The organism is Pseudodesulfovibrio thermohalotolerans, assembly GCF_021353295.2.
Taxonomy (GTDB): Bacteria; Desulfobacterota; Desulfovibrionia; order Desulfovibrionales; family Desulfovibrionaceae; genus Pseudodesulfovibrio; species Pseudodesulfovibrio thermohalotolerans.
On the sequence record NZ_CP120635.1, the window covers coordinates 168,326 to 185,566 of the forward strand.

At 63.2% G+C, this 17,241-nt stretch carries 15 protein-coding genes; 4 read left to right on the forward strand and 11 right to left on the reverse strand.

What is annotated here, in order from left to right; genetic code table 11:
* Positions 1-16 precede the first annotated feature (16 nt).
* Positions 17-1,156 (reverse strand): glycosyltransferase family 4 protein, encoded by a 1,140-nt coding sequence (locus tag LF599_RS00845; RefSeq protein ID WP_279521919.1) that lies wholly within the window; start codon positions 1,154-1,156, stop codon positions 17-19.
* Complete coding sequence (locus tag LF599_RS00850; RefSeq protein WP_279521920.1) at positions 1,153-1,599, reverse strand: Gfo/Idh/MocA family oxidoreductase; 447 nt, start codon at positions 1,597-1,599, stop codon at positions 1,153-1,155. The genes LF599_RS00845 and LF599_RS00850 overlap by 4 nt, the downstream gene beginning before the upstream one ends.
* A gap of 290 nt (positions 1,600-1,889) precedes the next feature.
* Between LF599_RS00850 and LF599_RS00855 the strand changes: the two genes are divergently transcribed.
* From LF599_RS00855 to LF599_RS00870, 4 genes are all read left to right on the forward strand, one after another.
* Entirely contained in the window at positions 1,890-3,020 is a 1,131-nt protein-coding gene (locus LF599_RS00855; protein ID WP_279521921.1) for an amidohydrolase family protein, read from the forward strand.
* A gap of 22 nt (positions 3,021-3,042) precedes the next feature.
* Entirely contained in the window at positions 3,043-3,972 is a 930-nt protein-coding gene (locus LF599_RS00860; RefSeq protein WP_279521922.1) for an aspartate carbamoyltransferase catalytic subunit, read from the forward strand.
* Between the two features lie 172 nt (positions 3,973-4,144).
* A complete protein-coding gene (locus tag LF599_RS00865) occupies positions 4,145-5,428 on the forward strand; it encodes a dihydroorotase (RefSeq protein ID WP_279521923.1) in 1,284 nt (427 codons plus the stop codon).
* A gap of 133 nt (positions 5,429-5,561) precedes the next feature.
* Complete coding sequence (locus LF599_RS00870; RefSeq protein WP_279521924.1) at positions 5,562-6,896, forward strand: HD domain-containing protein; 1,335 nt, start codon at positions 5,562-5,564, stop codon at positions 6,894-6,896.
* Between the two features lie 266 nt (positions 6,897-7,162).
* Here the strand turns inward: LF599_RS00870 and LF599_RS00875 are convergent, their stop codons facing one another.
* The 9 genes from LF599_RS00875 to LF599_RS00915 form a co-directional block, all read right to left on the reverse strand.
* Positions 7,163-8,014: a hypothetical protein gene (locus LF599_RS00875; RefSeq protein WP_279521925.1), complete on the reverse strand. Its 852-nt coding sequence runs from the start codon at positions 8,012-8,014 to the stop codon at positions 7,163-7,165.
* A 202-nt stretch (positions 8,015-8,216) separates the two neighbouring features.
* Positions 8,217-8,894, reverse strand: a complete 678-nt coding sequence (locus LF599_RS00880) for an ABC transporter ATP-binding protein (protein ID WP_279521926.1) — start codon at positions 8,892-8,894, stop codon at positions 8,217-8,219.
* A gap of 8 nt (positions 8,895-8,902) precedes the next feature.
* Positions 8,903-10,066 (reverse strand): ABC transporter permease, encoded by a 1,164-nt coding sequence (locus tag LF599_RS00885; RefSeq protein WP_279521927.1) that lies wholly within the window; start codon positions 10,064-10,066, stop codon positions 8,903-8,905.
* Positions 10,067-10,074: 8 nt separating this feature from the next.
* Complete coding sequence (locus LF599_RS00890; protein ID WP_279521928.1) at positions 10,075-10,548, reverse strand: DUF2318 domain-containing protein; 474 nt, start codon at positions 10,546-10,548, stop codon at positions 10,075-10,077.
* 146 nt (positions 10,549-10,694) lie between these two features.
* Entirely contained in the window at positions 10,695-11,153 is a 459-nt protein-coding gene (locus LF599_RS00895; RefSeq protein WP_279521929.1) for a hypothetical protein, read from the reverse strand.
* Positions 11,154-11,340: 187 nt separating this feature from the next.
* Positions 11,341-12,201 carry a bifunctional methylenetetrahydrofolate dehydrogenase/methenyltetrahydrofolate cyclohydrolase FolD gene (gene folD, locus LF599_RS00900; RefSeq protein WP_269940806.1) on the reverse strand — a complete coding sequence of 287 codons (861 nt, stop codon included), beginning with the start codon at positions 12,199-12,201 and terminating at the stop codon, positions 11,341-11,343.
* Positions 12,202-12,459: 258 nt separating this feature from the next.
* Positions 12,460-13,746: a phosphopyruvate hydratase gene (gene eno / locus LF599_RS00905; RefSeq protein WP_279521930.1), complete on the reverse strand. Its 1,287-nt coding sequence runs from the start codon at positions 13,744-13,746 to the stop codon at positions 12,460-12,462.
* A 275-nt stretch (positions 13,747-14,021) separates the two neighbouring features.
* Complete coding sequence (locus LF599_RS00910) at positions 14,022-14,792, reverse strand: type III pantothenate kinase (RefSeq protein ID WP_279521931.1); 771 nt, start codon at positions 14,790-14,792, stop codon at positions 14,022-14,024.
* Between the two features lie 97 nt (positions 14,793-14,889).
* Positions 14,890-17,070 (reverse strand): methyl-accepting chemotaxis protein, encoded by a 2,181-nt coding sequence (locus LF599_RS00915; protein ID WP_279521932.1) that lies wholly within the window; start codon positions 17,068-17,070, stop codon positions 14,890-14,892.
* Positions 17,071-17,241: the final 171 nt, after the last annotated feature.

Here is a 17,241-nt window from a genome sequence, read left to right on the forward strand (position 1 = left end):
CCGCCGATGAAGCGGGCTATTCCGCCTGTCCGGCCACCAGCCGCAGGCAGTCTATGGTTTTCCCGATGTTTATCCCGGGATCGAGGTTCCTGCGGGCGAAGTCAAAGGCGGCCTCGCTCATTTCCCGCAACACGCGGCGGTTCGCCAACCGGACCAGGGCGCGCGCCAGGGCGTCCACGTCCCTGGGCGGAACAAGTATCCCGTTTTCACCGGAACGGATGAAGGTCTGCCTGCTTCCGGTGGCCAGAACCGGGCGTCCCATGCTCAGCGATTCGATGACGTCCCTGCCCCATGGCTGGCCCGCCGCGTCCGGGCGCACGATCAAGTGGCATTTTTTCATCTCTTCTTCCGGTTGGTCCGTGAAGCCTTTGAACACGACGGTTTCCCTGAGGCCGTTCTGTTCGATTTCCTCGGCCACGGCGTCATGGTAGCCTTGGTGGATTCCCACGGCTCCTCCCCAGATGCGGACCTGGACATTCGCTGCGCGCAACTCCCCGGCTGCCGCCGCGCACGCTTTTACCAGCTCCATCTGCCCCTTGATGGGGGTGATGTGGGAAAAGGCTCCGTAGACCAGCGAGTGGTCCTCTGGCAGGGGCGCGTAGCGCAACGGCCCCAACGGAGGGTTGAATACCATGCTGACCGGCAGGGAGAAAAGGCGGCTTGCCTGTTCTCTTTCCTCGGGAGAGATGGCGATCACCCTCGCCACCCTGGACTTCATGATAAGCCTTGTCAGCGGGAGCGATGCCGCTGGTTCCACAAGGACCTCCCTGGCGTGCAGGACGGCCTTGTAGCCTTTCAGCAAGGACGCTATGTGCAGCGTCGTGTAGCTGTTGTAGTGGATCACGTCCGGATTGAACGCTCGAACCTCCGCCGCCAGCCTTTTGAATTCGCCCAGTCTGGCGAGGGCCCGACCGACGTTCTTCCAGAATGGTATGGGGCAGGCGATCAGCCTTATGGGGAAATAGGGGATGTTGAAGAACCGGACGTCAACGCCCATGGCTGTGAGTTCTTCCACCTTACGCTTGGTCCTGGAAGGTTTTGCGATACTCATGATGCACAGGGAATGGCCTTGTTCAGCCAACGCCCTGGCAAGGACGAACAGGCTTTTAGCCGCGCCCCCGCTGTCGATATCCGGCGTGATGGATATGATCCTCATGCATGCCTCGCGCGCCGGGCCGTGGCGGGGTGCCGGGGGGAGGCCCCATGGAGGGCGGTCGGCCTGTCGGTTGCCTGCTCGATACCGTTGACCAAATGTTCCGGGCAGGCGGCAGGGGCGAGGCCCGAGACGTGCAGGGGATTGGCGCGGTAGCGGGGCCACGCCTTCCTATCCCCGGGAAGGCGCGCCTCGAAATTCCTGACCGTTCTTTCGTTGACGGCGAATCCGCCGATCTCCGCCTCGAAATCGACCGGCGCGGTGCGCATCATCTCGTGTGCGTCTGTAAACAGAGGCAGGGCATATGAATCACCGAGCGTTCGCACCCGCTCCTTTACCGTGTCGCATATCGCCGCGATCGCGGCGTTGCTCACATCCCGGTTGGCCGGAATCAGGGCGTATTTTTGGGCGATGCGGTTATACCCCATCGAGGCGAATCTCTGCACTCCATCCTCCTGCTGATCATTTTGTGACGGTGACCAGATGTTCGTGCAAACATTGTTCCTCTTTGCCTCGAACCGTCATGGCCGTTTAACCGCGCAGGTAAAAAAGGTTTGTCGGTCAGGGCATGGCGCAACCTCTACAGTCATTGGCGTGTTTGCGCAACGCGCCGCCGCCGGAACCCGTTTGATATGTGTGGACCTTCACCGCAAAACATACTACGAGATATTTTCAGTCCGTGCGCGGACACATCACCGAAGACATGAAACCGAAGCAGGGGAGCACGCGAAACCGGATGGTTGAACTCGTTCGTGCGGCCAAAGCCGCGACCATGATACCCGGCGCGCCCGTCATCAAGGACGCGGCCATTCTCGTCGATCAGGGGATAATCAGGGAGGTCGGCACGTTCGCGTCCCTGGGCAAGGTCCACACTGGCGACGTTCTCGATCTCGGGGACGTTTTCCTTTGTCCCGGCCTGGTCAACGCCCATTCCCATCTGGAACTGGCGCACCTGCGGGGCAAGTGCCCTTCGGGCCGTGGATTCGTCGTCTGGGTGGAGGATCTGCTCAAGCAGCCCATATTCGATCTCGAACCGGACGCCCTGGACGAAGCCGTCAAGGAATTGAAGCGGACCGGGACCGTTATGGTAGGGGACATCGCCACCCGTTTCGCCAAGGAGATGGCCGGAATGCTCGCCGCATCCGGCCTTTTTTTCGCGGTTTTCTGCGAAGCCATCGGCGAGACCGTTCCGAAGCGGACGTTCATTCCCTCGGGCGAGTTCGAGGCCGGGTTCCTGTCCGTGGCCGGGCATTCCCTGTACACCACCCACAGGAACGTGCTCCGGGCCGCCAAGAAGGAGAGCCGGGAACGGGGGCTGCCCTTTTCCCTGCACCTGGCCGAGCATGACGACGAGGTCGCCATCATGGCGGGCGAGCCGAGCGCCTTCCTGGACCTGCTCCAGGCGCGCGGCCGTCTGCTCGACTTCGAGCCGCCGAGGAAGCGGCCGGTCCGGCAGGCCCTTGATCTCGGCCTGCTCGACGAGACCACCCTGGCCGTGCACTGCGTGAAGGTCACGGACGAGGACATCGTCGCCGTGCGCGAAACCGGGGCCACGGTATGCCTGTGCCCGCGCTCCAACGAGTTCATCGGCGTGGGCCGCGCCCCGTGGGAGAAGTGGTTTGCCTCGGGCACGCCCCTTTGCCTGGGAACGGACTCTCTGGCCTCCAACCATGACCTCGATCTGTGGAACGAGGCTCTGTATATCAAGAAAAATTTCGACGGCGAGCTGTCCCTGGAGGATGTGCTTGCCATGGTGACCCGCAACCCGGCGCGCATTCTGGGCGCGGGCGACACCCTTGGCACGCTGGAACCGGGCAAGGTCGCTTCCTTTGCCCTGGTGCCGGATACCCTACAAGCGTTATTCTAGGATTGTCGGAGGCAGAAACGACATGAAATGGTTACACAAGGACCTGCTGGACGTGTCCCGGCTCTCCAAGGCGGAGGTCATGGCGATCTTCGAGACGGCGGGGCGTTTTCAGGAATTGCAGGAACGGCCGGTCAAAAAGGTGCCCACCCTCAAGGGCCGCAGCGTGGTGCTTTTCTTCGCCGAGCCGAGCACGCGCACCAAGACGAGCTTCGACGTGGCCGGGAAGCGGCTGTCCGCCGATACGTTCTCGCTGGCCAAGAGTTCATCCAGCCTGACCAAGGGCGAGTCCCTCAAGGACACCGCCCTGACCCTCCAGGCCATGGCCCCGGACGCCATCGTCATCCGGCACTGGTGCTCGGGCGCGGCCCGGTTCATGGCGGACCGGCTGGACTGCTCGGTCATCAACGCGGGCGACGGACGGCACGCCCATCCCACCCAGGCCCTCTTGGACTCCTTCACCCTGCACCAGGAGTGGGGCGACCTGAGCGGCAGGACCATTCTTATTCTCGGCGACATCGCCCACAGCCGCGTGGCCCGCTCCAACGTCATCCTGCTCAACATGCTCGGCGCGAAGGTCCGGCTTTGCGGCCCGCGTACCCTCCTGCCTCCGGCGGTGAGGAATTGGCCGGTCGAGGTCTACTCGGACCTGGACGAGGCGGTCAGGGGCGTGGACGCGGTCATGTGCCTGCGTTTGCAGCTCGAACGCCAGAAGGACGGTCTGCTGCCCGACCTGCGCGAATACGCCAGGACCTACGGGCTGGGCATGAAGCATGTCGAGCTGGCCAATCCGGACGTGCGCATCATGCACCCCGGGCCCCTGAACAGGGGGGTGGAAATCAGCTCCGAGCTGGCCGACACCGCCAATTCCCTCATTCTCGATCAGGTGGCCAGCGGCGTGGTCGTGCGCATGGCCCTGCTGTTCCTGTACATGACCAGGAAGGGCGAAGAGTAGAATACCGCCTCCGGCGAAGTCGTTCATTGGAAAAGCAATCCCTTCGCGGGCGGCAGACCCCGCGAAGCGGCACAAAAAGTTTTGGAGATTCCCGAGAACCTTTTCCAAAAGGTTCTTGGGCCCCCGGAGGGGCCCCCGGCAGGGCCGCCGGAGGCATATACAGGAGGCAGACATGGCCAAGATAGATTTGATTGTCAGACGAGCCAAATTGGACGGACAGGATGTGGACGTCTTTGTTTCCGAAGGCAAGATCGCGGAAGTGAAACCCTCGGCCGAGACCCTCGAAGCGGGCGACGCCGTGGTGGAGGAGGCCTTCGGGCTGACTCTTTTGCCGTCCATGACCGATGTGCATGTGCATCTGCGCGAGCCGGGGTTCGAATACAAGGAGGACGTCGAGTCCGGCCTGCGGGCCGCCGCCTGGGGCGGGTTCTCCAACATCATGTGCATGGCCAACACCAAGCCGGTGAACGACAACGGCGCGGTCACCGAGTTCATGCTCGACAAGGCGCGCAAACATTGGCCCGACGGCCCGAGGCTGTTCCCCATCGGCGCGCTGACCAAGGGGTTGCAGGGCAAGGAGCTTGCGCCCATGGGCGAGCTGGCCGAGGCCGGATGCGCTGCTTTTTCCAATGACGGCGTGCCTGTGGAGTCCACCAAGATATTCCGTCTGGCCGTGGAATACGCCTCTGACTGGGACCGCGTGGTCATCGACCATTGCGAGGACCCGTATCTGGGCGTCGCCGCGGGCGTCAACGAGGGCGAGGTGTCCAGCCGCCTGGGCCTGCCCGGCCAGCCCGACGTGGCCGAGGCCATGCAGGTGGCGCGCGACATTCTGCTCGCCGAATATTTGGACCTGCCCATTCATCTGGCGCATATCTCCTGCCGCCGGTCCGCGGACCTCATCCGCTTCGCCAAGTCGCGCGGCGTGAAGATTTCCGCCGAGACCACGCCGCATTACCTGACCATGACCGAGAACATCCTCGAAGCCGAGGCCACGGAATTCGACGCGCTGGCCAAGGTCAATCCGCCCTTGCGCACCGAGGACGACCGGCAGGCCATGATCGAGGCCCTGAACGACGGGACCATCGACTGCCTGGCCACGGACCACGCGCCCCACGCGGGCTACGAGAAGGAGACCGAGTTCGACGTGGCTCCCTGCGGCATCACCGGACTGGACACGGCGCTTTCCGTGACCTGGGGGCTGGTTCGCGACGGCGTGCTCACGCGCGAGGCCTTTCTCCGCGCCTGGACCACGGCCCCGTGCGGGATATTCAAGCTGCCGGTGAACGCGTTCAAGCCCGGCGACCCGGCGGACTTCTTCCTGTTCGACGAGGACGAGGACTGGACCGTCTCTCCGGCCACCCTGCATTCCAAGGGCAAGAACACTCCCTTGCTCGGCTCCGTTCTGAAGGGACGGGTAAAAACCCATTTCATTGCGGGCAAAAAGGTTGTATAGCAGGATTTCCCGGTAACCTATAAGGCCCGGGAGCCGCGTCGGGGCGATGCCTTTTTTTGCGGCGCGGCCAGCCAACGATTCAAAGTGAGGCCGTCCGTTTCGAGCCTGTCGGGACGGCCGAGAGAGGAATGATATGAGCCAGCCTTTCAAAGATGCTGTCGGCTTTTGCAAAACCATCATGCGCAACGGGTTTGACGCATATATCATCAATGCCCGACTCCAGGCGCTTACCCTGGACGAAACGGGCAGCGAGCAGGAATTGGACATTTGCACCGAGGCCACGTTCGACGAGTTGAAGAAATACTTCCCCACCATGGAGGAGTCCGGCGACAAGGGAATCCTCGGCACCCTCGTGGAAGGGGGCGTGACCTACTACTTCTACCCCGCGTCCACCGAAGTGGCAGCCTACACGGACGAGGAGGTCTCCACCATGACCCCCCGGCTGATGAAGCGGCTTGAGCGGCGCGGCGACATTCCCCTGTCCGCCGTCTGCCCGTTCATTCCCCGGGCCAAGGAGACCTACGCCGATTTCGCGGACTTCACCGAGGGACAGATCCGCTTCAAGGGAATGCCCGACCAGGCCCTGAAAAAGGACTACTCCCTGGCCTACCGCGCCATGCGTTTCGCGGCCAATTTCGACAAGGAAATCGAGGCCAACTCCTGGATCGCCATTGTGCGCAACTCCCGCCGCGTGCTCGACTACGTGCCCATGTCCGACTTCCTGGACGAATGGCGCAAGGTCGAGGCCGAATCCATGCACAAGTTCTTCGGCCTGCTTTTCGACTCCATGCTCCTGCACGGGCTTATCCCGGAGATCGCGGCCCTGTCCCGCGTCCGGCAGATCAAGAATGCCGAGGAGGGCGTCGAGGAGACTGTTCTGGAACACACCCTGGACGTCATGAAGGCCTATCCCGAGGAGCTTCCCTTTGACTGGTTCGGCACCGTGGCCTGTCTGTTCCACGACATCGGCAAGCTCTACACCGCCGAATTCTACGAAGACCGCTGGAATTTCCTCCAGCATCACCGCGTGGGCGCCAAGGTCACCCGCAAGGTCCTCAAGCGTCTCCGCTTCGAGGAGCAGGATATCGATCTCATCTGCGAGCTTGTTCAGAACCACATGCGCCCCCATTTCATGCTCACCGACAAGGGCATTCGGCGGCTGCGCTCCCTGGACGAATACCCGCGCATCATGGAGATGGTCCGCGCCGACATCAAGGCACGCAACGGCTCCTGGCGCGAATTCAACCACAACCTCAAGATGGCCGAGCGCGCCGATATCCCGGATCTCGAACTCGAACCGCTGCTCGACGGCAATCGGATCATGGAGCTGGCCAAGCTCAAGCCCGGTCCGGCCATCGGCAAGATCCGCGATCAGCTCCTTGAGGCTCAGGTCCGCGACGACGTGGCCACCCTTGAGGAGGCCGAACGGTTTGTCCTGGATTACGTGGACGAACACCGCCTGTACTAGGCCCGTACCAAGCCCAATGAAAAACGCCCCGCCGCATCGTCGGCCGGGGCGTTTTTTTGTGGGCAAGGGCGGACGTTGGAGCCGCCTTCGGGATGCCAGGTGATTTTGTCTCCGGCGGACAGAGGTGGGACCGCTTGCGTCTTCATTGCCGCTCTGTCGGGCGGAAGGGGCGGGGCGCGGAGGAATGTTGTATTGATACGGAATTCGGGCGGAGCAGGAAAAAGCCGACCCTTTCGAGTCGGCTTGCAAAAAGCGCGGGGTGGGGTCTAGACCGTTATGCTGGCCAGCTGCGGGGCGGCGTCACCGGGCACTGCCTGATAGGCTTCCAGGGCTTGGTTCATGCTCGCCTTGGCTGGATTGAACCGCGCTTCAAGCCGGGTGGTCAGGTCCTGAAGCTGGGCCACGTTGTCGAGTTCGCCCTTGAGCTGCTCCAGAAGATTGTTGAGTTCTTCCAGGGGGTCGGCGTCGGCTTCGTTCGAGTCTTGCGCCGCCTTGAGGAAGAATCTGGCGTTGACGTCCTGGGTGGCTGAGTCGCCGCCGGAAGATTCGGCGACGTGGAAAATCTCGTTTTGGCCGTTGTCGAAGAACTCGTTCAGGGCCGTGTTGATGCCGGAATTGAACTGGGAGATGGCCGCGTCGCCAGCGGCAACGCCGAAATTGCGGTCGATGAACTTGAGGACGTTGAGCAGGCCGTTGCCCAGGGTGTCCTCGTTCACGCCGGAGGAGGTGGCCTGAACGATCATTCCGGCGGCCGCGGCGGCGGTGTCGTCGCCGAACCGTTCGCGCAGCCAGTCCATGGTGGAGGCGAGCTGGTCGCGCAGCCCGTCGGTGTCCTTGGCCTCGCCGTTTTCGTCCGTGACATCGCCCATGCGGCGGATGATCTCGTTGGCGAAGGTCTCACCCAGCGTGCGGGGGAAATCTCCCGACTGCTTGTCCGCCTGTCCGGGGGCATGGGCCAAAGCCCTGGCCGCCGGAGTCAGTCCGTCCTTGGCCGGGTTGGACACGGCGATCTGTCCCAGGCGCAGCCCATGGCTGTCGTCCAGCAGCTTGGACGCGTTCCCCAGGTCCTCGCCCTGGTCGGCCCGCGTCTTGAGCTGATGCATGAACCCATAGTTCATATGTGCGCCGGAGATAATCATGCACCTCTTATCGGTGTCCCCGACGAATTCTTTATACCTTCATTATCAAAAAAACGGTTCATCGCGTTTTACGGCGGTCGGCCCCTGCCCGGAAGACCGGGCAGGGGCCGCTTGTCGGACAGGCTTCGTCCTTTTTTGATGGGGTCGCGCGGCAGGTGAAACCGCCCGCCTTGACGGCGTCCTACTGTTTGGCCATGCGCCTGATTGAGCCGTCTTCCATTTCGATGACGGTGTCCGCATAGGCCGCGTATTGCTGGTCGTGGGTCACCATCACCACCGCCAGTCCCTCGTCGTTGAGTTCCTTCAGGAGGGTCAGGATTTCCTCGCCCGTTCGCTTGTCCAGGCTGCCGGTGGGTTCGTCCGCGAAGAGGCAACGCGCTTGTTTGACAAGCGCCCGCGCAATGGCGGCCCGCTGCTGCTCTCCACCCGAGAGCATGGAAGGCAGGCGGTCCCATTTGCCGCCCAGGCCGACGCGCTCAAGGCATAGTTTGGCTTCCTCTACATGACGCCGGGCCACTGGGCGCAGTCCGTTCATGAAGGGGAGCAGCGCGTTTTCCAGCACCGAGAGGTAGGGGAGCAGGTGGTGGAACTGGAAGATCACGGCAAAGTCCTTGTGCCGGATAGTGTTCAGTTTTCCGTCCCCGATCCGCACGATGTCGGCGTCGTTGTAGAACACGCTGCCGGAGTCGGGCTTTTGCAGGGTGGAGAGGATGTGCAGCAGGGTTGTTTTTCCGGAGCCGGATCTTCCGACAATGGAAACGAACGCTCCTTCTTCCACGGTGAGGGAGACGTTCGCCAGAGCCTTTGTCGGGGTCCCTTCGCCATAAAACGTCTTGGATATGTTTTCAGCTTTGAGCATGTCGCCTCCTACAGGCTGAGCAGGGCTTCGGAAGGTTCCACCTTGGCAGCCTTCCATGCGGGGATGAGGGCCGCGGTCACGGACAGGCCGGCCATGACGGCGCAGACGCCGCCGTATCGCAGCCAGTCGAAGGCGATGTCCGCATCGGCGGCCACGTCCAGGACATCCAGTATGCGGAAGGAGACGGCGTAGCCCGCGACATAGCCCGCGGCCCCCGCCAGCACCCCAATGAAAAAGGCCTCCACGCAGAAGATGGCGAAGACCTGTCCCCTGGCATAGCCGAGGGAACGCAGGATGCCGATTTCCTTCTTTCGCTCGTTCACGGCGGAAAGCATGGAGACGCCGACCATGGCCGAGGCCGTCAGGAGGATGACGAGACTGACGATCATGGCGAGATCCTTGACAAAGGTGACGGAATACATGCGCTGCTTGACCACGCTCTGGAGGGCGTTGACGCGCATGTCCGGCAGGGCTTCCCGTATCTGGGCGACGATGTCCTCGATGGGGCAGCCCGAGCAGAGGGCGGACACCTCCACGAAGTGGATGCGGTCCGGCGTGCCCATGGTCTGCTGCAACGAGGCGAGGTCCGTGATGAGCATCTTGTCGTCGTCACCGCCGGTTTGGTGCAGGATGCCGGTGACCGTGTAGGCGTCGGGGCCGAGCCGCACCACGTCGCCGATGCCGAGCCCCAGCCGCGCGGCCGCCACCGATCCAGCGAGCATCTGCCTTTCCGCTTCGGGATACGCGCCGTCGATAGCCCAGTAGCTCTTTATGCCGAGCTCCTCCTGCCAATGGACGCCCACGACGCCCACGCGGTGATCCCGGATCACCGTTGAGGTGATGAACTTGGGCGCGATTGCCGCGATGCGGTCCTTCAGACCGATGGATCGGATGGCCTCCACCGTTTCCGCGCCGGGCAGGGAGTGCTCTCCCATGTTCATGGCGCCCAGGGTGAAGCCTCCGTAGGACACGGCCAGGGTCTCCACCTTGGGGGCCACCAGGATGTTGGCGCCATAGGCCGTCAGTTTCTTTTCCAGGCTGTCTCCTATGACGCGCGACACGTCGTCCAGGGAGACCACGCTCATCACACCCAGGGTGAAGACGAGCGCCAACAGCCCTGTACGCCATGGCTTGCGCCGGGAATTCCTCAAGGGAATGGTCAGTATGTTCATGACCGCCCCTAGAAGAAACGGGCGCCGGACAGGATGTCCGCCGTCTGGATGCGCACGGAGCCGTCATCCCGGGTTCGTTTCAGCGGGGCCGGGTTGCAGCCGCCTTCGGCCACGTTTATGCGGCTTGAGTGAAAGCGCATACCGCAATTGTTGCACCGCACGAAATCGCCTTCCAGGCTGTATCCCTTGCGGGATTCGTAGCACACGTCGCAGGCGTCGAAGGCCGCGCGAACCACGCCGTCGTTGCTTTGCAGCAGGAAGAACCGGATGTCCTTGCCGTTGTCGGCGAGTTTGTAGAAGTGGATGTCGCCGTCATCGACCTTGTCGACGGGAATGATGACGGCCCCGTCTTTGGGGGTGACGCTCTCGTAGCCGTCGCTGAACAGGCTGAAGGCCAAGGAGTTGTTGGAAGTCCAAAGGATCGCGGCCATGAAGACGGCCAGGCAACAGACGATATTTCGAGTGAATCGGTAAGTTTGCATTGTAGCTCCTCGCATGTCTGCGCGCAGTGGTTTGCCTGCGCGAAAACGGTCGGTCCCGATTGGGAATCAAGTGTTTCCCATCATGTTCGTACGGGAAACGGGCAATGAATCGGAAAGGAAAGTGGTGGCGTCGGAACGCGGGGAGTCTAAATCCGGAAGGACATGATGCGAAGGAAGAGGAAAAGACGCGGCAAGGGGGTGCCTCGCGCGGGCCTGACGGTGTCCTGGTGGGCAGGGGCGTCCGCACGGCGGGCGTTTCGGGCGTCGGCCGCCCCGTGGTGGGCGACGAGCTGCTTCGTCGTGGGCGCGGGCACTAACCCGTCCGTGTTCGTCAGGGGCGTCCCCGGGGTGTGCGAACAGATGCAATCCCCGTCAACGTCGACCGGCTCCATGACAGGCACGGGGCAACAGGACCCGGCCGGGGCCGGGGCTTTCCCATGCATGGGCATGGGGCGGGGCGAATCTCCCTTGGCGCAATGGGCGCATCCGGCCTGACCGGAGCAGACCGTGTCCCCGGCCTGGACGGTCTTCGCGAACGCGGCGGGATACGCAAGCAACCCGGCGATGAGGAGAAGGCACAGCGCCATTTTCGGAACGATTCGCATTACTGTTTTCTATACCGTGATTTCCGAAAAGTCAAAAAAACAGACTTCCAAGGTCGGGTATGGCCCAACCCATCGGATGTCCATGTTTAATTGCGCCGCAACATGGCGGGAAGCTGCAATGCGGAGGCAAAAAAAAGAGGCCGGATTTCTCCGGCCTTCCGATGATTCAATGCGCTTGGGACCGCGTCTATTCCGCGCCCACGTGCATCCTGAAAGCCTGGAGGGTGTTGACCATGAGCTGGGCGATGGTCATGGGGCCGACGCCGCCCGGGACCGGGGTGATGGCGTGAACCTTGTCCTTGAGCCCTTCGAAGTCGCAGTCGCCCGCCAGTCCCTCGTCGGTGCGGTTGATGCCCACGTCGACCACGACCGCGCCTTCCTTGACCATATCGGCGGTCACGAAGTTGGGCTGGCCGATGGCGGCGAAGACGTAGTCGGCTTCGAGGCATTCGGCCTTGAGGTTGGCGGTGCGGGAGTGGCACAGGGTCACGGTGGCGTTGGCACAGGGGCCGCTCTGGGAGAGCATCATGGCCAGGGGCTTGCCCACGATGTTGGACCGGCCGATGACCACGGCCTTCTTGCAGGCGGGGTCGAGGCCGTAGCGTTTGAGCAGGTTGATGACGCCCGCCGGGGTGCAGGGCTTGAAGCCGGGCAGGCCCAGGGACATCTTGCCCACGTTGACCGGGTGGAAGCCGTCCACGTCCTTGTCCGGGTCGATCAGGTCGAGGATCTTCTGGGAGTCGAGCCCCTTGGGCAGGGGCAGCTGGACCAGGATGCCGTCCACCGAGACGTCGCGGTTGAGTTCCTGGATGAGCCCTTCCAGCTCGTGCTGGCTGGCTGTTTCGAGCCGATGGGGAATGGACCGGATGCCGCAGTCCGCGCAGGCGCGTTCCTTGTTGCGCACGTAGACCTGGCTGGCCGGGTCTTCGCCCACCAACACCACGGCCAGTCCGGGTTTGCGGCCGTACTTGGCCTCAAGCTGTTCAACTTCTTCCCTGATTTCGGCGCGAATGGTCGCGGCCGTTTCCTTTCCGTCAAGCAGAATCATGTCTCTCTCCGCGTTTGAAATATTGGAATGCCGTACTAGCGCTGGTCGCTACGTAGAGAAAAAGGGCGCGGAAGGCAAGCCGCGGGCATGATATTCCGGGACCGCCGGGGACCGGCCGGATGTGGAAACGCCCCGGCTATCCATCGGAGCGGCGGCAAAAAAACTGGAGGGGAGAGGAGATGGGAGCACAAGAAAGGGGAAGAGGGAGCGCCTTGTTGAAAAGGCTTCCCTCTTCCCCTCGTTTATTCGTGGAGACGGCTACTCTTCGAAGAAGCTGCTCGCCAGGACGGGACCGTAGTAGATGCCATCCTCGTCGAGTTCTTCCTCGATGCGCAGGAGCTGGTTGTACTTTTCGAGCCTGTCGGAGCGGCACAGGGAGCCGGTCTTGATCTGGCCCGCGTTCACGGCCACGGCCAGGTCGGCGATGAAGTGGTCGCCGGTTTCGCCGGAGCGGTGGGAAACCACGTTGGTGTAACCGGCGGTCTTGGCCAGCTCGATGGTGTCCAGGGTCTCGGAGACCGTGCCGATCTGGTTGAGCTTGATGAGGATCGAGTTGCAGATGCCCCGGTCGATGCCTTCGGCAAGGATGTCCGGGTTGGTGACGAAGATGTCGTCGCCCACAAGCTGGAGGCGGTCGCCGAGCTTGTCGGTCAGGGCCTCCCAGCCGTCCCAGTCGCTTTCGGCCAGGCCATCCTCGATGGAGATGAGCGGGAAGCGGGAGGCGAGGTCGTCGTAGAAGTCGATAAGCTCGGCGGCGGTCAGGATCTTGTCCTCGCCTGCCAGGACGTACTTGCCGTCCTTGTAGAACTCGGACGCGGCCGCGTCGATGGCCAGGGCGACGTCGCGGCCGGGTTCGTACCCGGCGGCCTCGCAGGCGCGCATGATGTACTGGAACGCCTCGGCGTGGGAAGCGAGGTTCGGGGCGAAGCCGCCCTCGTCGCCGACGGAGGTGACGTGCTTGTCCTTGGCCAGGATGGACTTCAGGTTGTGGAAGATTTCCGCGCCCATGCGCAGGGCTTCGGCAAAGGTCTCCGCGCCCACGGGCATAATCATGAACTCCTGGATGTCCAGGTTGTTGGGCGCGTGCTCGCCGCCGTTGATGATGTTCATCATCGGCGTGGGCAGCACTTTGGCGTTGGTTCCGCCGAGGTACTGGTAGAGCGGCATTCCCATGAAGCTGGCGGCGGCGCGGGCCGCGGCCATGGACACGCCGAGGATGGCGTTGGCGCCCAGGCGGTCCTTGTTCTCGGTGCCGTCGAGGTCGATGAGCGCGTTGTCCAGGGTCACCTGGCGCACGGCGTCCATGCCGATGACCGCGCCGGCGATTTCGCCGCGCACGTTTTCAACGGCCTGGAGCACGCCCTTGCCGTTGTAGCGTTCTTCCTTGTCGCGCAGTTCCAGGGCCTCGCGGGACCCGGTGGATGCGCCCGAAGGCACGGCTGCCCGGCCGATGTCGCCGGATTCCAGAACCACTTCGCACTCCACGGTGGGGTTGCCGCGCGAGTCCAGAATCTCTCGCGCCCAGACGCCGGTGATGATGCTCATATCGATCTCCTTGAAATCAGGGTTGTACACGTTGCAAACAGTGAAAAACGGGCGGAGTCTAGAGGATTTTCCCCCGATGCTCAATTCCTTACTACGGATGCGCGGTAATGGGCAGTTATTTTTCGGCGGGGGTGAAGACTGACACGGAAACGGCACAGGGCCGCTCCCCGGCATCGTCCGCCGTTGCGCGCCAAGCGGGCTTTTCGCTTTCGGCGACGGGCGTTTCGTTCAGGCCTCGGACGCCTGTTCCGCTCCGCTGCCGGGAGCCGGGCGGCCTATCGGTTGTAGTAGGCCATCCACAGCCCTTCCATGACGAGATCGGGGCGCAGCTCGTTGATGGTTTCGGAGACCTGGGCGATGGTCGGGGCCAGACCGCCGGTGGCGACCACAAAGGGGTCTTCGAGTTTGGCGGAGAGTTTCTTGACCAGGCCGTCCACCATGGACGCGAAGCCGAAGACGAAGCCCTGATTGAGGCATTCGGCAGTGCTTTGGCCCCAGGAGAGGGCATCGCTCTTGACCGTGAGATCCACTTTGGGGAGTTTGGCCGTGCCCGAGGCCAGGGCCGAGGCCGAGGAGAGCAGGCCGGGGCAGATGAGGCCGCCCTTGAAGGCGTTATCCTGAACACAGGCGCAGGTGGTGGCCGTGCCGAAGTCCACGATGATGAGGTTCCTGTCGTCGTAGGTCATGCGCGCGGAGTAGCAGCCCACCAGGACGTCCGCCCCCACCTGTTCGGGGTGGGCGTACTCGTTGTCGATGTCGAGCGGGAGGTCGCGGCCCGCGAACAGGCATTCGCAATCCAGGAAGCGGGCGGCCATTTTGCGGAAGAGCGGGTCCAGGGGCGGGACCACCGAGGAGATCACGCACGCCTCGATGTCCGAGGGGACGACCCCCTCGCGCAGGAGGATGGATTCGATCTTGAGACCCCAGTCGTCGTCGGTGTTGGCCGGACGGGTGGGGAGGGTGTAGCTCTCGTTCAGTCCCTGGTCGTCGGCCAGACAGAGCTTGGTGTTGGTATTGCCCGCGTCGAACAGCAGCGTTTTGCCCATGTCGGTGTCTCCTCTGCGGGCTGTTCTATCCTTTTTGGAGCAAAAAACAAGGCCCGCGCCCGGGAGGGAGGGCGCGGGCCTGCGGCTGTGCGGGCCGCTAGAACCGTTCGAAGTCGTTGTCGTCGTCCATGTTCAGGTCAACGCCGCCGTTGGAGGGGGCGGGACTGACAGGCGCTGGAGCGGGCGCTGGGCGGCGGGGCAGGGGCTTGGCCTCGGGCCGGACCGCCTTGACCGTGACCCTGGCCAGCGGCTGTCCGGCGGCATCGCTGAGGCGGAAGTAACCGATGATCCGCTGCAACTGCATGGCGTGTCCCGACAGGGTTTGTGAAGCGGCGGCCACGTGTTCGGATTCGGCCGCGTTTTGCTGGACCACCCGGTCCAGCTCCAGGACCGCGTCCTTGATCTGCGTCGCGCCCGCGTTCTGTTCGTCGGAGCTGGCCGAGATTTCCCGGATGAGTTCGGCGGTGCGGGTGATGTCCGGGACCATCTTGTCGAGCATGGACCCCGCCTGTTCGGCGATGGCCACGGAGTTGGCCGACAGCTCGCTTATCTCGGCGGCGGCCACGCCGCTTCGTTCCGCCAGCTTGCGTACCTCGGCGGCGACCACGGCGAATCCCCTGCCGTGATCGCCCGCGCGGGCGGCTTCGATGGCCGCGTTGAGCGCCAGGAGATTGGTCTGGCGCGCGATGTCTTCGATGATGGCTATCTTGTCCGCGATCTGGCGCATGGCCGTCACGGTCTGGGTCACGGACCGTCCGCCCTCCTTGGCGTCGTCGGCCGCCTGGCGGGCGATGCGCTCGGTCTGCTGGGCGTTGGCCGAGTTCTGCTCGATGTTGGCGGTCATCTGCTCCATGGAGGCGGATACCTCTTCGACCGAGCTGGCCTGGCTGGACGCGCCCTCGGCCAGGGCCTGGGAGGTGTTGGTCAGCTCGGCGCTGCCCATGGTCACGGACTCGGCGGCGGCCTGGACCTGGGAGACCACTTCGCGCAGCCGTTCGCCCATGGCGTTGACCGCTTCGCCGAGGTCGTCCATCTCGTCGCGCATACGTCCCTTGCGCACGTCGAGCCTGGGCACGTCGAGGCTGCCCTCGTTGATGTCGGCCATGACCGTCACGGTGCTTCCGATGGCCGCGCTCATCTTTCGGGCGAAGAGAATGAAGGCGAGGACGCCCAGAAGGAGCATGACCACGCCGATGCCCACGGTCCACCATTTGGTGGACGCCAGCGCGCTTTCGGTGGCCCTTTGTCCTTCCATGAATTCGTCGAGATAGCCGGTGCCGAGGATGACCCAGTCCCAGGGCTCGAAGTACACGGCGCTGAGGATGGCCGTGCGCGGTCCGCCGTCAGAGGGCAGGCCGGTCTCGATGGTGACCACCTTGCCGTTGGCCTGCTTGGCCTTTGCGGCCAGATCCCTGTACACGGCCTCGCCCGAGGCGTTGGTCCGCGACAGGATGTCGGTCCCTTCGGCCTTGTTGTCCTTGTGCATCTTGATGACGCCCGCGGACGGCCCGGACCCGGCGAACACGGTCAGGAAGCCGGTGTCGCCGAGTCGGACTTCCTTGAAGGCGCGGCGCAGTTGCTCCACGCCCTCCTGGAGGATGCCGACGTACAGGCAGCCGATGACCTTGCCCGAGTAGTCGCGGATGGGCCGGTACTGCGTGAGGTACCAGGCGTTGACCACAAAGGCCGTGCCCCGGAACGTCTCGCCGGACTTGATGGCTCGGGCCACCGGCGAGGAGTCGGGGATATAGGTCCCCACTGCCCGCGTGCCGTCGGTTTTGAGAATGTTGGTGGCCACGCGCAGGAGGTCGCCGTTGTCGTTCATGGTCTGGAAAACGGTGCAGGTGGTTCCGGTCAGTTTCATTATGCCGTCCACCAGGGGGGTGGGAACTCCCGGGGCGCTGTTCTGTCCCAGCCAGGTGGAGCCGAGGGCGAGCTTGGGAAGGGACACGGTCGAGGTCGTCTTGCTGATCTGGTTGACCGCCTTCCATTCCACTGTCTCGGGGAGGATGTTGAGCCCGCCGCCGCGCCGTTCCAGGTCAAGAACCACGCGCATGTCGTTTTCGAGCTGCTTGACCAGGGTGGCGTGCTGGGTGTCCAGCAGGTTGCGGGCATCGTCCACGGCCAGGGTCATCTGCGCCTGGGCCTGGAGGTCGAAATGCGTGGAAAGGGTTTCCGAGACCTTGGAACTCTGCCACAGGAGAATGCCGAGAATGCACGCCACTGTCGTGCCCACGAGGGCGGTTCCGAGCAAGGTCAGCTTGGGGCCTATTTTCATTGGTATTCCTTTGGTTGCGAGAATGAGTAATGATGGGAAAAAACGTAGCAAGGGCGATGCGGCGGTCAATTATAATGTGGCGGACGATCTTGGCGCGGAACCGGGGAAGAGATCGGTTGAGTTGTGTCCGTTGGGGAAATCACCTATAACGGCGAAGTCATATAAGCCCTT